Origin of the sequence: Pelagimonas phthalicica (assembly GCF_004364805.1) — a bacterium.
In the GTDB taxonomy this organism is placed as follows: domain Bacteria; phylum Pseudomonadota; class Alphaproteobacteria; order Rhodobacterales; family Rhodobacteraceae; genus Pelagimonas; species Pelagimonas phthalicica.
In genome coordinates, this window is sequence record NZ_SOAP01000001.1 from 742,346 (window position 1) to 757,830 (window position 15,485).

General features: G+C 54.2%; 10 protein-coding genes. All 10 read right to left on the minus strand.

What is annotated here, in order from left to right; all coding sequences use genetic code 11:
* Nucleotide 1: 1 nt before the first annotated feature.
* Nucleotides 2–985 carry a branched-chain amino acid ABC transporter permease gene (locus CLV87_RS03675; protein ID WP_099243390.1) on the minus strand — a complete coding sequence of 328 codons (984 nt, stop codon included), beginning with the start codon at nt 983–985 and terminating at the stop codon, nt 2–4.
* The gene (locus CLV87_RS03680) at nt 982–1,878 is read right to left on the minus strand and encodes a branched-chain amino acid ABC transporter permease (RefSeq protein ID WP_099243389.1); all 897 of its coding nucleotides are present in this window, start codon (nt 1,876–1,878) and stop codon (nt 982–984) included. Before CLV87_RS03680 ends, CLV87_RS03675 begins: the two co-directional genes overlap by 4 nt.
* 92 nt (nt 1,879–1,970) lie before the next feature.
* On the minus strand, nt 1,971–3,245 hold the full coding sequence (locus CLV87_RS03685; RefSeq protein WP_099243388.1) for an ABC transporter substrate-binding protein: 1,275 nt from the start codon (nt 3,243–3,245) through the stop codon (nt 1,971–1,973).
* Nucleotides 3,246–3,486: 241 nt separating this feature from the next.
* Entirely contained in the window at nt 3,487–4,710 is a 1,224-nt protein-coding gene (locus CLV87_RS03690) for an ABC transporter substrate-binding protein (RefSeq protein ID WP_099243387.1), read from the minus strand.
* Entirely contained in the window at nt 4,707–6,023 is a 1,317-nt protein-coding gene (locus CLV87_RS03695; RefSeq protein ID WP_099243386.1) for a sigma-54-dependent transcriptional regulator, read from the minus strand. The genes CLV87_RS03690 and CLV87_RS03695 overlap by 4 nt, the downstream gene beginning before the upstream one ends.
* Complete coding sequence (locus tag CLV87_RS03700) at nt 5,998–7,701, minus strand: sensor histidine kinase (protein ID WP_099243385.1); 1,704 nt, start codon at nt 7,699–7,701, stop codon at nt 5,998–6,000. The genes CLV87_RS03695 and CLV87_RS03700 overlap by 26 nt, the downstream gene beginning before the upstream one ends.
* 180 nt (nt 7,702–7,881) lie before the next feature.
* Complete coding sequence (locus CLV87_RS03705) at nt 7,882–9,642, minus strand: class I SAM-dependent methyltransferase (protein ID WP_099243384.1); 1,761 nt, start codon at nt 9,640–9,642, stop codon at nt 7,882–7,884.
* Nucleotides 9,639–11,633 (minus strand): glycosyltransferase, encoded by a 1,995-nt coding sequence (locus CLV87_RS03710; RefSeq protein ID WP_099243383.1) that lies wholly within the window; start codon nt 11,631–11,633, stop codon nt 9,639–9,641. Before CLV87_RS03710 ends, CLV87_RS03705 begins: the two co-directional genes overlap by 4 nt.
* Nucleotides 11,627–14,440: a glycosyltransferase family protein gene (locus CLV87_RS03715; protein WP_099243382.1), complete on the minus strand. Its 2,814-nt coding sequence runs from the start codon at nt 14,438–14,440 to the stop codon at nt 11,627–11,629. The genes CLV87_RS03710 and CLV87_RS03715 overlap by 7 nt, the downstream gene beginning before the upstream one ends.
* Nucleotides 14,433–15,446 carry a UDP-glucose 4-epimerase GalE gene (gene galE / locus CLV87_RS03720; protein ID WP_099243381.1) on the minus strand — a complete coding sequence of 338 codons (1,014 nt, stop codon included), beginning with the start codon at nt 15,444–15,446 and terminating at the stop codon, nt 14,433–14,435. Before galE ends, CLV87_RS03715 begins: the two co-directional genes overlap by 8 nt.
* Nucleotides 15,447–15,485: the final 39 nt, after the last annotated feature.

The following is a 15,485-nucleotide window of genomic DNA, read 5'->3' on the forward strand; positions in this document are numbered from 1 at the left end:
ATCACACTCCCTTTGCCACTGCGTCGCCCGTATCGGGATCGAACCGTTTTCGAGGAGAGGTTTTCTGTACAAGTGACCAAAGACCTTTGGGCAGGAAAATGATGGTCAAGAGCATCACCGATCCTAGGATCATCTGCCACGTATTAGGCGAAAGCTCGACCGCGTAGACCCGCAGGATCTCCAACAGAAACGTGCCGATAAGCGGGGCGATGATACTGCCCGTACCAGCCAGAATGACGATGAATACAAAGGACCCCGATGTGGTCCAATTGGTCATTTCCGGATCTACATGGCCCAAAGCCAGCGCCCAAAGCACGCCGCCCATCGAGGAAACAACCGCGGCAACAACATAAGTCATGTGCACCGCCATATGCGCCGACGTGCCCAAATATTCGACCCGCAGCTCGTTTTCACGAATGGCTTCATTCACCAGTCCCAACGAAGATCGCAACAAGCGGTTCAGGACAACGGCACTTAGGATCACGATTGTTGCGGTGATCGCAAACAGGGTCAATCGCGCGGTTTCACCTTCGGGGGCAAAAAACAGGTAGGTTGGAACAGGCAGATTGAAGCCATCCGTCGACCCCAACTCTTCGGTCGAGGACAAAAGCCCGTAAAGGATCATGGAGACCGCCAATGACAGCATCGCATAAAAGATTTCGCGGTAGCGACGCAACAAGAAGCCCAGCGCGACCGATGTCACCAGCGCAACAACAACGCCCAGGCCCAGCAAGGCAAAGAGGTCAGTGATCCCAAAGTATTTCCCGGCGAGACCTGCGGCATAGCCACCAATGCAAAAGTAAAGCCCTTGTCCAAAGCTCACCAGCCCGGCCCGCATTTGGATCATCACGCCAAGCGCCACCATACCGGTGCCCAGGCTGACCTGAATGTAATTCACGATCCAGGACGGCAGGAGAACACTGAGAAGAACAAGAACTGGAAGCGCCGCGAAGAGAGTTAGTTCGGTACGATCAAACTGCGTCATATTTTGCGCCCTTCTGCCAGGGCGAACAGCCCATAGGGCTTGACAGCCAACACGGCCGCCATCACGAGGTAGATGGAAAAAAGTTCAGCTGGCGGGTAAATGTGAACCGAGGCAGCACGGGCAAATCCTACGATCAGTGCGCCGATAATGGCTCCTGGGATTGATCCCATGCCACCGATCACAATGACAGCAAATGCCATAACGATGATCTCGGCTCCGATGCCCGGCACCACCGAGATTTCAGGCGCGGTCAAGGCACCGCCAAGCGCCCCCAATGTCGCCCCGATCAGGAAAGTAATGGTAAAGAACTTTGTGACATTGATGCCAAGTGCCATGGACACTTCGCGATCCTCGATCACGACAAGCAAAAGTTTTCCAACCCGCGTATGCGTCAGGCCCCAATACAGTAGCCCTCCACACAGCATTGCGACACCGATAATCAGAAACTTGTAACCCGTGTAAGGAATCCCTGCGATGTCGATCGTCCCCAGCGCGTAGGCGGGCTGCCAAGCGACATAGCTGTCAGTGCCCCAAATCAATTTGGTGACATCTTCGAGGATCAGAAACATTGCATAGGTGACAAGCACCATAAGGACTTCATCACGCCCATACATGAACCTCAAAACACCGCGCTCAATCGCAAGACCGGCAACCACACCGGCAATCAAGGCCATGACAGGGATAATCAGAAAGGCAAATCCAACCGGGTTACCGGTCTGCATGTACAGCCCGATCCCCCAAGCCGAGGCATAAGCCCCTAAGGCGTAGAACCCGCCATGGGCGATGTTGAGGATGCGCATCACACCATAGATCAGCGTGAGACCCACCGAAGACAGGAACAGCCAAGCGGCAAAGCCCAGCCCGTCCACTGCAATGGCTATTGCAGTTAGCATAAAGAACTCCGTGATGAGAGAAGGGCCCGGTTCGGGCCGAAATATGGTCGAACCCGCCCGAGTCAGGTTCGACCAATTTGTAAAAGCTCAGGTCAGTTGCAGGTCGCGCCGTCAAAGCCAGACTTGATCCAATTCAGGGATTTCACGCCTGCTGGAGGGTTCACACACCCGGCATCATAACGGATCACATCCACTAAAGAGGCAGACCCGTCTTCTGCCAGTTTGAACGTGCCATAGGCCGTATCCTGGATCGCTTGGTGACCACCTGCCAGGGCCATGGAAACCTTGCCCGACGGCCCCTCCCATTCAAGCCCTTCCAAGGCACCGATCACATCGTCTTGCAAAGAAGAGCCAGCTTTGTCAGCGGCGGCTTTTACGCCCAGCAGTGCCTGCGCCATCTTGTAGGATGGATAGGTCGGCTCTGAGCCGAAACGCTCTTTATAGGCCGCCCGGAACCATGTGTTCAGGTCGCTTTCCGGTGCCAAATCTCCATGTGGCCCACGGGCCCCGATGACCGTACCTTCTGGGATTTGTTTTGCCAGCGAGAACATCGCAGTTTCACCTGCGGTCAGTACCACTTTGGAGCGTTCAAACAAGCCGCGAGCTGACCCCTGGATGACAAAAGCCTCCATGTCGCCTCCCCAAAAAGAAGAATGCACGACCTCAGGTCGATTGGTCAAAAGCGCTGAAATTTCAGAGCCATACTGACCGGCATAGACTTTGGGAAATTGTTCGGTGACAACTTCGGTTGCCTCGGCAAGCTGCTCCAGCGAAGCCGAGAAATCGCGCCAGCTGTCTTGCCCCCACGCATAGTTTTGATTGATGCCAGCGACACGGCCAGCATCCGCGCCGGTATCCATCAGATAACGCGCGGCAGCCACATTATCCATGGTTGCCGTGGCCGCCGTTCTGAAAGTGTAATGCGGCTCGGTTACGATGTCCTCAAAAATCTGCGGCGTGCCGCAATCGAACAAGATTGTGAGCCTTTTCAGTTTTTCCGCCTCGGGCGCGATGGACTTGCATGACGAGGAGGAAATATAGCCGACGACCATTTCCACTCCGTCTTTTTCCACCAATTTCTGAAAGTCCGCGTTCTTTTGTTTCGAGTTCTCATCGACATAAACCGGCGCGATGGTGTTACCTGCCAACCCCGCCGTATTATAGGGTGCAGGCAAGTCACCTTTGTTGATCGCGTCAATGACAAGTTCCGCAGCGTTTCGCGCAGGCACACCAAACGGCCCGGCCGCCCCGCCCGACAAAAAGGTCACCACGCCAACTTTCACATCGTCTGCAAATACAGGCGCGGCACAGATTGTTGCTGTCGCGACAGCGGTTGTGGTCATCAAAATACGGGAAATTTTCCTCATGCGAGGCCCTCCATTTTCTCAATAATCCCGCAAGCGACAAATCCGCGGCATTGGCCGCGATGATGGTCTGAAAAAGTCTTGCGAAATCCTCCCTCGCGCTTTGCTTGAAGCGCAGAGAAACCATGAGCGGGGAGCTGTGTGACCTCAATTCAGCCGCAAACAAGATCAGAGCGGAACGCGCGCAATTCGCCAATTTCACGAGCGGTTTCCGCTCGCTGGCCGTAAGAGGCAAACCCTGACGCTACTGGCCGGAAAAATCCGGCCATTGCGGCGGAGGGAAATAGACCGAAATATCCGTCAGCATCATTTGCGCCGGAGGGAAATCTGCATTTGGCCCGGTCCGCCCGATTGCTTGGGCCTGCATGATCTGATGATGCTTCGGATCCATATAGGATTGAAATCCGTCCGGATCTTCTGGCAAGGCAAGGCTGAGGGTCTCCAAGGCTGTCTTGATTTTCTCTTTGTCAGCGGTTCCTCCGGCCTGCCGAACCGCCTCGGCTATGGCCAGAATACCGGAATAGGCCCCCTCAGCGCTATAGCTTGGAAACCGCCCGGTCCTTTGATGAAACTCTTGTACAAAGGTTTGGTTCGCAGCCGTTTTCGGCCAGTTCAAATGGTGACGCGCAGATAGAACCAACCCTGCGGGCATATCAGAACCAAGTTCTGCCAGAATTTCGTAATTGCCACCGGTATCAAAGTTCATGAACTGAGACTGTTTGAACAAACCTAAACGATCTGCTTGACGGACAAAGGTCACAAGATCCAACCCCCAATGGGCATTGACGACAATGTCGGGCTCATCCGCCATGATATTGCGAATATAAAGGCTGAAATCAGTATCAAAGAGCTTTGGCCAATAGGTCGAAACGACGTCATACTGCACCCCAAGATCATCTAGGAAGCGCCGCAAGTCTTCATAGCTGCGATAGCCGTAATCGTAATCCGGCCCGATGAAGCTGATCTTGAGCAGCCCCTGTGCTGCATAATGTTCCGCGATGTATTGAGCACCGGCCGACATGGACTGACGCGCCCCATTCGTAACGCGAAAATAATAAGGATGGAGATGTGTCGAGGTGAGCGCTGGCGACGCGTGATCGGTACCAATGAAAAAGGTTTCACTGCTGCGGGCATAGTCAGACACTGTCAGTGCCACCGCCGAACTGACTACTCCACAGAGAAAATCCACGCCGTCATCTTCGACAAAACTTCGTGCGATCAAGAGGGATCGCAATGTCTTGGACCGGCTGTCGCGCACAGTCACATCCAGCTTAGGGTATCCGCCTTTTGCCGCCAGATGATCCTGAGCCATTGCGATAGCTACCTGAGAGTCACGCCCATATAAGCCACCCGCGCCCGACAGAGGATACAGACACCCGACTTTGACGACGGTTCCATTTGCGACATCGGTTTGCGCCAAGCTCAGACTTGCACAGACGGCGAGTGTAACGGCGAGAAAAAATCTCATACCATCCCAAGCCTTTGCATTTTCCGCTTCAGCGCATGGCGGGAAATCCCAAGCTGTTCCGCCGCCAGCCCCTTGCGCCCTTGCGCTTTGGTCAATGCGTCGCGCACCAAATCGCGCTCAACATTTCGCATTGTTTCTTCAATCCCAAAGGCTGCGTGCGCGTCTCGCACTGTCATGTCCGCGGGCAAATCGGTCTCGGCCAGCACCTCACCGCCCTTTAAAATGGTCAAACGCTCTATCAGGTTCTTCAACTCTCGCACATTGCCCGGCCAACCGTAGCCTTTCAGCCCGTCGTGAAAGGCGCGCGAAAACTGGACCGACCGTTGATCCAACCTGATCGCACATTCCCGAGCGAAATGAATGCACAACAGTTCTATGTCCTGCGGACGCTCGCGCAAAGGGGGCACTTTGATAGGGAGCATCGACAGTTTCAAATAAAGATCTCGGCGAAAACTGCCTTCATCGCAACACTGCGACAGATCACGAGAAGATGTGGTGATCAAACGCACATTAGATGCAACACCTGACGTTCCGGGTGTCAGATAAAGACATCCCTTGTCCAAAAAATCCAATAACCGTGCTTGCGCCGTGGCTGGTAGAGCCTCGACTTCGTGCAAGAACAGCGTTCCACCATCCGCCGCTTCAATCAAACCCGGACGCGGCAGTTCTCCCTGACGCCCAAACAGCTCCGTTTCAACAAAATCGCCAGTCAAAGTGGCGCAGTTCACCTCAACAAAGGGCGCATCCTCACCGCAACTTCTCTGGTGCAAATCACGCGCAACAACAGCACGCCCTACGCCCAATTCCCCAAGCAAGTACACGGCGCTCAACCTGGTTCGTGCAGCACGATCAAGCAGGCCACGCAGATGCCGAATTTCAGGGCTATTTCCCAAAAGGGAGACATCATGAAGTGACGCTTCAGACCGAAATTGCGTCTCGGATCGCGCGCCACTTGCCTGGACAGTGTTTGCCAGCAGTTGCACCAATTCATCCATATCGAACGGCTTGGCCAGATATTCAATCGCGCCTTGCTTCACCGCTTCGACTGCATCGCGGGTCGCGTCCAGCGCCGACATCATGATAACCGGCAATTCGGGCATATCCATGCGCAAATGCCGAAGGATTTCCAGACCGGACATTCCCGGCATGCGTACATCCAGCAGCACAACATCCGGTCGCTTTTTCAATGCTAATTCATAACCTTGACGCCCATTATGGCTTTCGAGGCATTCATAGCCGATTTGCCGCAATGTGAACGACAAGGATCGCGTCAACCGGATTTCGTCATCAATGATCAGGATGGTCTTGGTCATCTGCCCCGCTCCTTTTTGCACTGCGTGGGAAGGTTAGGGTAACCTTGGTACCCTTGCCTTCGGCGCTCTCGATGTCCATTCGTCCGCCATTCGACCGAACCAATTCCGCACAAACAGCAAGCCCCAATCCCGACCCACGCGTTCGCGTGGTAAAGAACGGTCGCAAGACTTTGGCCAAAACCTCCTCAGTCATCCCAGTTCCATTATCCTCGACCCGAATTTGAACATCGCCACCGACGCGCAACGCAGTGAGGGAAATCAGCCCCCCCTGTGGGAGCGCATCAATCGAATTCAGAATGAGGTTCAAAAGGATCTGTCGCAGATGCGCTTCGTCAATTTCGAACTCCAAACGCGACTCACCACCCAGGTTTAGGGTCACACCATGTTCCATGAGTTTGGCCGCTGTCAGCGTGTGCAAGCTTCGGAACACATCCCGCACAGCCACGCGTTCGACATTTGGGCGCGCCGGTCTGGCATATTTCAAAAACTCCTCGATGGTTTGATCCACCCGTTCGATTTCTTCGGCAATTTCATCATACATTTCGATGCGGTCGCCTTTTGTTTCCTGCCGTTTCAGCCCGTAAAGCGCTGTTACGACAGTCGCCAAAGGGTTGCGCACCTCATGGGCAATCCCCGCGGCCAAGTTGCCCAAGGATGCGCGGCGTTCACTCTCTACGCGCGAGTTGATCATGTCCCGCAAGTGCCGTCGCATATGGTTGAAGGCCTTTGCGAGGCTGCCCAACTCTCCTGGTCCTGTCTCTGGCACCGCTGTCATGAAATCCCCACGAGACACCGCATCCGCCCCCGCCTTTAAAGGGGCAAGGTAGGTATTGAGCCGGTGAGACAGCCTGAGAAACAAAAGGACCATTACCGCAGCTAAGAGCGCCGATAATAACAGTAAGACGATACGCAAGGTTTGCCTCGGGCTGGTCAATTGGTCGTTCTGAGCGACAAGCTCCAAATGCCAGCCCGGCAAGATTGCCCGCGACGATTGCAAGATTGTTTCGCCCGTGGCCATTGCGCCCGTGCTTTTGAGTTTCATTCGATCAAAAACCACCAATTGCGGGGTGCGAATGCCTTCCAGTTCAAGAGGTTGCATTTGCTCTGTCAGGGATGCCAGCCGCATTCTCATGACGGCGTAACCCAATATTTGGTGGTCGACCTTGACCGGCAAACTGAACTGGAACCAGCCCGGGTATCCATCCGCCGGCAAAACAGGTCCAACAACTTCTGCGTTCTGAAAACTGATTATAGGCGTGGTTGGCAACACGTCGCCCCGAAAGCCATCTGAGGACGGAACCACCGCCAGAACCTTGCCCTTTGGGTCCAGTAACTCGATGGAATAGACATCCTGGCTTTCTGCCTCCAATAGGAGGAAATCAAGCAAGTCTGACGCCTCATTAATCGGCTGACCACTCCCCAAAAACCGCGCTGTTTCAGGCAAGTCCACGATGTTTTCCAAACGGTTCAAATGCCCGCCGAGAAAGCTGCCCATGCGTGACGTCACAGCCTCCAGCTCACCTTCGGCTCGGCTGTGTGAAATCGTGTCGATCAACTGTGCGCTATAGCGATCATACAGCACGGATATCAGGATCAGCGGAAGAAGCGCCGCAAAGAGCGCAGCAAATAGATAGTTTTTCGCCACGCTGCCGTTTCGCCCGTCACGCCCAAAAATCATTCAATCCCCCCCGTCACAAAGTACCTTATGACAACAATGAGGACACAGATAGCGATTGAAAAAATGAGCGGTTTCCGCTCATGGCGACTGAGCTTCATCAGCCCGGCTACCAACACGTCTCCTAAGGAAGCACGCCCAAGGTGCCGCCATAGCCAGAAACGATTTCAGGACCCGAATGCGTTACTTTCGCGCCAGAATGCAGGTTTGCAAATTGTGTTGCATGGGAATGATCTCTTCCACAGTAAGGAAGCTTCCCCAAGACGTTCTAATATAATCAGCTTTGTGAAAGCTGAGCGTGCGATAGGGGCCGATCTCGGTGCGACGATAGGTTTGCACATCCTGCGTCATCGGATGAGCCAGATCATCCTTTAGACCAGAAAACTGCGCTACTTTTTCAGACAAGTCCGATCCCGTTTGCGCGACCTGCTCGCGCCACGCCTCCCAGGTTGGCTCGGTATGGGCGGTAAGATAGGCCAGCCCGCCGGGGCGCAGTATTCGTCTGATTTCGCTCAGAAAGGCGCTTTCGAACGTATCCACATGCGTAAAGACCGAAAATGCCGTGACAACGTTGAAATAGTTATCCTCGAATGGCAGATTGGGAAGCGCCGGCACAAAAACTGGTTTGACGTTTTGAGGCATCACCTTGGAAAGCCAGCGGATATGGCGCCCATTGATATCTGTTCCCCAGATTTCGGGCGTATCACTTTGGCACGCAAAGTGCCGCAACACCCGACCGCTGGCACAGCCAATATCAAGGATGCGGTCAATTTGGATGTCTCGTGTTCTCGCCGCGGCCTGAACATGTTCGTAGTCGCGCAGCCCGCTGATCCAGTAACGCGCATCCTGCCCTTTGCTATACCCCTCTCGGTCCTCGGAATTTGGAATGGGCAACTGATCTTTGTTCTTCATTTCGAGCAGCGGCAAAGACCGGAGGTTCGCAGGCAGGCTGATCTGGGTTCGGGCTTCAAACTCGGTATCATCCCATGTGGATATCGCAGGCTGGTCGGAAAAGGCGTCTGCATCCAAGGCATTGCAAGAAAAATCATCTTCCCAACGCTGTGGCCTGTGTTCCGGGGCAATCGGCTGAACCGAAGCGGTATTCACCTGCTCAGACGCCGCGGGCTTGGTTGTTTTTGGGGCCGGTTTCACATCGGTCGGCGCATTCAGTTCCCTCAACCCGTCCAACCGCCCCGGTTCACGCGCCGCGACAATGCCAATCCTGGACGCCCTATTAGCTTTCAACCTGTCCGGCAAATTGGCCTGCCAATAATAGATTTTGGCCTCTGCGAAACCCAACCACTTCAAAATGTCCTTTAGAACCTTGGGACCGCTGGGCAGCCAGCTCAACTCATGGACCCCCGACATCACTTCCTCGACACCTTCCTTCTTGTAATGGAGGGCCGGCACTTCCACCTCACCCGGGATGTAGGGCGAGCACGCGGTGTTCAGGAAAAGCAGTTCCTTGGTGCGGTCTGCGGCGTATTTCAAACCCGTAACCGGGTCGGGAAGGTGATAGAAAATCCCTGAAAACCAGGTGACGTCAAATTCCTGATCTCCCGCGCCGATCTGCATAAGGTCGGCAACCTCAAACGCCATGCCTGAACTGTCCGCGTCGCGGTTTGCCAAGACAAAGTTTGCCTGATTGATCCAATGGTCCCGAACATCAAAACCATAGGTCCGACTGGCCCCGGCATCCTTTGCCGCAAAGGAGTACCCCCCCGCATTGCAAGCACAATCCAGAAAACTGCGCCCTTCCATTCCGTTTGGCAAAACATGCTCGGTCGCGAATTGGAACGAGCTATGCGCGTTTAAGAAGGTGACCTCCTTGCCAGTGGTATCGAGATTTGGCTGATCACTGGTCGACAGCCCATTACCAAGCTCCAAATGGTGGTGCCATGGGGCCAGTTTTTGGATCTGATCAAGTAACTCTTGGCGGCTCATGGTTTTCCAACTCCGGGCAAATTAAGGTCGGATTTCTGAAACGAGGGCATCAATGAAACAAGCCTCTCGGCATTGGGATTCAAAGCGACCAGGTTTTCAACCGCTTTGATATCGGTCAAATCCAAGGCTGAAAGGTAAGGCAAAGCCAAATACATCAAATCCACATCGACATGCGGGCCGGTTTCGACCGCATGGATCGGATAGGCCAAAAGCCGCAATTGCGCTGTCGAGGCAAACCGCAACGTATTCAAGAGCGTCAGTTTTTGTGGCCGCGGATTGACCAGCAATTTCGCAACCAGCGCCGCGCGTGATGCCACGTCATTGGCCTTGGGCTGATGGTGGCGCACCCGATGCCCCAATTGCCTCAAACGCTCGGCAACCTCCTCCGCTTCCTCACTGAACCGACCATCGATCAAAGCAATGTCGAGCGGCGTCTCGGGATCTAATCCTTCGCAGCTTTCGAAAACAACCAAATCATGTTGGGTGGCATTCATGATGACCAGGTGCTCTGGCACCTCTGGCGGGTTCAATTCTGGCCATCCCGATGGTGGGGAGGGTGCCACATCCTTGATCAAATCATAAAGGTCTTTTTGGTAGTCAAAATAGCTCCAGGCATCCTTGATCTTTTTGACAGCCTGACCGGAATGCGCGTTCACCAGATCCAGATCATCCACATATGACAGCACGGCCTGCGCCATTGCGGCGAGGTCATAAATGTCAACAATCTGCCCGCAATCGTCACCAATCAGCTCGGGTGCGCCGCCGCCCTCCCGAAAGGCAACAACCGGCAGCCCGCAGATCATGGCTTCGTGGATCACACAAGGAAACGGATCCGCCCGCGCGGTCAGCAAGAACAGATCGCCCCCCAGAAAAACCTGTTCAATCTCAGGCGTAGAGGGCAAAAACCGAACTCTGTCTTCTATCCCATGGGCGCGAACAGCCTCTTGCGGATAGGAAAAACTCGGGTCCGGCTTACCATACCACAAAAAATAGACCGGGCGATCTGCGGGCAAAGCGTCAAGGCAAAGCTTTGCCGTATCGACAAACAGATCCCCGCCCTTTCGGACATCCATCGTTCCGACGTTCAAAACGATAAACGCGTCCTCTTCCAGACCCAGGTTTTCGCACAAGGTTCGACGACATCGCATGCGGTCCATACTGCCAAAGCCATCGGTCAATAATCCCTGTCCGCGCACCCAAGCTTTGGACATGTCCATGTCCGAAAACTTGGCGGCGGCTTTCTTAACGAACTCAGAGGGGAACACGACCTTTTCGGAACAAGCGCCGAATTCAGTGAACTTTTCACGGCCGTAATAGGCTGCGATTTCGTGGATCAGCGAAATCATCGGAACGCCTTGGCGTGCCAGCCCTTGCGCGATCCGCAAGGATTCTGCCGAATTCACAAGGGCAAGGACCGGTTGATTGTTCTGAAAAACACCTTGCCGATCAAAGAGCCTTGCAATTTCGGCAAAGGCCTCATCATCCGAAAACCCTTTGTCATGGCGGTTTCTGGACATCACATAGGTATGCGAAAGCTCCTGAAACTCTTCCAAACGTTCACCACCATCGTCCAGGATCGAAAAACACTCAAACGCGCCGCTTTTGCTAAACATCTCAAGCAAACGCAAAATGATCGCGGGGGCTCCGGTCCGAGAGGCGTCATGGCTGACGAAAACCAGCCGGGGTTTGTGTTGCAGTTTCGATGCCAAATAGGCGTCCAAAGGAGGGACACCGTAATGCGATGAGTGGTCCAATCCATGAAAGACATATCGCTCGCTAAACCATTCATTCGGTCGGCGCTTTTCCTGGCGACCGAACCTTTCGAAATGACGCAACGGGTTGATATTGGCCTCGCGCACATCCTGGTTCACCCGCAGATAATAATCGCCGTCAAACAGGTCTTTGACATCAGCATCAATTGCGGGCGGCAAAGCCCTCCGCAAGGCGCGTCTGAAAAGGCTTGTAGGGTCTCGATCCTTGTCATCTAGCATGACGTCAGCCCCTCCTGAAACCTCATCCGGTCGGCTATGCGTGGGTTCAGCGCCGCCATTTCCGAAATGATATCGGCATTTGCCACCAAGATTTCATCCGTCAGGTCAGCAAAGTTGTAGATCTCGGCCAGTTCAGATTGGACGCCGTCCAACACCCAAAGCACCCTGTCAAAGCTGGCTATGTCCTGCACCGACAGCCCCGCACTCAACCCACGCACATTGTATTCAGTCGCGCCATCCACATGCAAAGCCGCCTTGGCCCCCATCGAAAGTGGGGATGTCATTAACTGGTGTCTGGTGAACCTGATCGGCCCGGTTGGGAGTTTGGTCTCTCGCTCGGCATCAAGATCGGCCAGCACTTTGGCAACGGAGGCTCCGGCAATAACCAAGACCCTTTGCGGCGGGCTGAACAGCAACTGTTTTAGGAACGGTTCTTGCAGAGACAAGGCACTTGAACAGTGGTTAAGCTCTGACAGGAACGCCATAACAGGTTTAATCTTGGGGAAGTCTTGCTGATCGATGGCAAGGTCATTTTCCACTTGCTCGGCCAACCCTTTCAATCTGGATACGATTTCAGGCAGCGCAAAGGGCGAGCAAATCGCCGCTTCTCCGCCAGGCTGAATGTCGCCCCTCGCCCCGCTGATAGATATCGTCGCGAGCCCCAGGTTTTGCGCATAGGCACGCACATTTGCGTCCCCGCCCCCCCGTTTCGTGTCCAGGAATACGTCAGAGGCCGCCAAAACCTCGGCAAGATCCATGTCCTTGACAGTCGTGAACACCTCGGATTGGTCCGACAGCTCGGCAAAATAAGTTCCGTAAAAATGCGCGGTATTGGCATAAGTTGGACCATCCCCAGCCCAGATAAAGTGAACATCCCGTTCACAGGCCCATTCGGTGCGGAACTTCGCCCCAATGACCCCGAAAAAATCTATGCCACTGTCTAGAGAAAAGGGCCCCTGCCCCGCTACAACAAATGCATCAGACGCGACGCCAAGCCGTTCTCGCATCTCTACACGACTGGGCGGTTTCTGCGCCTGACGCGCACCCAAGAGGACACCGGTGGTGTAGCCAAGTGTAGACGAAGCTGAAATGCCGCCTGGCAAAGATTTGGGTCCCCCGTCCTGCCCAGCCTGAGATGTAAGAACATGATCAACATGCTTTTCTAAAAGCTGTGCGGCATCTTCACTGTCAGGCTCCGGCCACATCTTGGAAAAGACAACGTTTTTACCCGCTAGGTCATGCAAAACCTCAAGCAGTGACAGGTCTTGGTCCGTTTGAAAAAAAGCAATCTCAGGCAGGTTGCCGGACAACGCCTGACGCAAACGGGCAAGGCTGTTTCTCAGATGGGCCTCATACCCTTTTTGGTTTTTGGGGGGCAGGTGCCAGATATGGGCGCAGTTGGAAAATTCTCGGCTCAACGCCCCGCTAGCACGCGTCACAATCACCACATCGAGGCCCAGCGCGCCAAGCTGCAAACGCAACGCGGCGCTAAGCGTGCGGTTAATCGCCGTATCGTCCAGATTGTCGAGTGCAAACATAACCCGTCTGCGCAGATGCCAACCGCGCTGAAAATACGCTTTGACCGGGCTTTCGTCATCAACGCCCAGGAAAGCCAGTTGCTCGGCGATGTATTTTACATTGATCAAGCCATTTGGCGGCCGTTGCTTTGGATTGCCGTGGCGCAGGTAGTGGTCTCTGATTGCTGCAGGCTCTTCTTGAGTAGCCAGATCACCTTTGTTTTGGTTCTTCCAATAGACCGGATCAAACTCGGGGATTACCTGTGACGGCACCATCTCAGGTCGCGTCGCCAGCAATGTTTCCATCGCCAATCCCGTATTCGCCGAGGCCTGAGCATGGAGTTGAGATTGCGCGAACCTCACAATGGAAAGACCTGTCGCCGAGGAATGCCCCCCCTGCAAAAAATGCTCCAGAGGCACGTCGCACTCGCCAATCCGCGCCCGGTAATGCTCGGTTTCGAAAAACGCAGACGGGTTCAAACCCGCCTGTTGGCCATGGGTGATGTAATGCTCAAACGGGCGCTGCGGTGTAATTTCGAACCTGTCTTCCGCATCCTTGACGTAAAAATCAGGATCGAACAGAGGCTGAGGTGAGTGCGCCCCATCGGAGACCAAATAGTGATAGACGGCTCGTTTGATGCCGTGATCTTCACCCAACTGGGCGCGATAGAAATCGAGATCGAACAACACATGTGTCGAAACATCCTCTTCAGCCATCCAATAGGCTGCAAAGGTGTCTCGATAGTTTTCAAACCTCTGGTCAAGCTGGCGCCCCAAATAGCCGAGATCGACCAGCGGATGTGGTCTTTCAACGAAAAACGCGCCAGAAAATAGCGCATTGTGAAATCCGTTTGGCGTGGAAAGCTCCTGTTGGTGACGCAAATAGGCTTCGTCAATGAAAGGGTGAACCGCCGATAGGTCAGCCCCCTCTCTCAGCCGTGACAGGCAATCACGAATTGCGACAACAGGATCTTGGGGCAGGTGCACGTGCCGAGACAGATAAAACGCTGGGTCAAAAATCGGGTTTGGCGAAACGCCGCGCGGCAGCCCGACCTGCAAATACTGCAAGACACCATTTTCTGTCCCGCTATCCTGCCCGCAAACCGTTCTGCAATGAATGTCGTCGAACAGCACATTGGGGGAAAATGGTGTCGGGTTCGACGGATCCAAAATCTCGGCCAGTAACCGCTCATTTGAAAGCGACTGCGCCTCCTCATACCGTCCACGCACATAGTCAAGATCGAAAAACCACGGGTGGATATCGGCAAAATTCATATTTCGGTCAGGCATTTAACGTAACTGTCTCGCAGGCTTTCGGCTGCCAATCCAAACAATGCCAACGTGCCGCTGTATGGATTATGTTTTCAAGAGATGAGTGTTTGGCTTCAAACCCGAGAAGGCGTTTGGCTTTGGCCGGATCAGAAATCAAAGACGCGGGATCACCTGGGCGGCGAGGTTCCTGGCGAAACGGTACCGAGGTATTCAATTCTGCTTCCACTGCCTTGATCACCTCAAACACCGAATATCCCTTGCCGACACCAAGATTGAAGACATCTGTTCGCCCGCCATTCAACAAATAAGAGCAGGCGGCCGCGTGGGCCTCGGCAAGATCCGAAACATGGATATAGTCGCGAACGGCCGACCCGTCGGACGTGTCATAATCGTCTCCGAAAACGGCAAAATCATCAATTCGGCCCAGAGCGGAAAGGATCGCGCGCGGAATAAGATGGGTCTCTTGACGATGGGCTTCACCGACTTCCAAATCCGCATCCCCCCCGGCCGCATTGAAGTAACGCAGGCTCACACTTCTCAGATCGTAAGCTGCAGAAAAATCCTGCAAGATCTGTTCCACCATGCGCTTGCTGCGGCCATAGGGGTTGATCGGCTGCTGCTGGGTCTCCTCAGTGATCAAGGACACATCTGGCGTGCCATAGGTTGCGCAGGTCGACGAAAAGATGATCGGGATATTGCCAGCATCTGCGGCGGCCTGGACGACATTCAACGAGCCAAGCGTGTTGTTTTCATAGTACTTGGCGGGGTCACTGACGGACTCCCCCACATAGGCCAGCGCGGCAAAATGAATGATCGCAGCCGGCGCGACTTTGGCAATTGCGGCGTCCAAATCAGGTTTGGATCTGATGTCGCCTAGGATCAGCTCCCCCCATTTCACAAACGCGCCGTGCCCATCTGACAGATTGTCAAACGTCACAGGATCAAAGCCTTTCTGACGCAGCTTTTTACAGGTGTGGCTGCCGATATACCCGGCCCCACCTAGAACAAGTATCTTTTGGGTCATAAATGGAAGAACCTCTCCGAAGCCCGCGTCGACCGCTTG

Excerpts from the sequence above, each read along its gene's own strand:
- CLV87_RS03675 (WP_099243390.1), bottom strand. The coding sequence starts at position 985 with ATGACGCAGTTTGATCGTACCGAACTAACTCTCTTCGCGGCGCTTCCA.
- CLV87_RS03680 (WP_099243389.1), bottom strand. The coding sequence starts at position 1,878 with ATGCTAACTGCAATAGCCATTGCAGTGGACGGGCTGGGCTTTGCCGCT.
- CLV87_RS03685 (WP_099243388.1), bottom strand. The coding sequence starts at position 3,245 with ATGAGGAAAATTTCCCGTATTTTGATGACCACAACCGCTGTCGCGACA.
- CLV87_RS03690 (WP_099243387.1), bottom strand. The coding sequence starts at position 4,710 with ATGAGATTTTTTCTCGCCGTTACACTCGCCGTCTGTGCAAGTCTGAGC.
- CLV87_RS03695 (WP_099243386.1), bottom strand. The coding sequence starts at position 6,023 with ATGACCAAGACCATCCTGATCATTGATGACGAAATCCGGTTGACGCGA.
- CLV87_RS03700 (WP_099243385.1), bottom strand. The coding sequence starts at position 7,701 with ATGATTTTTGGGCGTGACGGGCGAAACGGCAGCGTGGCGAAAAACTAT.
- CLV87_RS03705 (WP_099243384.1), bottom strand. The coding sequence starts at position 9,642 with ATGAGCCGCCAAGAGTTACTTGATCAGATCCAAAAACTGGCCCCATGG.
- CLV87_RS03710 (WP_099243383.1), bottom strand. The coding sequence starts at position 11,633 with ATGCTAGATGACAAGGATCGAGACCCTACAAGCCTTTTCAGACGCGCC.
- CLV87_RS03715 (WP_099243382.1), bottom strand. The coding sequence starts at position 14,440 with ATGCCTGACCGAAATATGAATTTTGCCGATATCCACCCGTGGTTTTTC.
- galE (WP_099243381.1), bottom strand. The coding sequence starts at position 15,446 with ATGACCCAAAAGATACTTGTTCTAGGTGGGGCCGGGTATATCGGCAGC.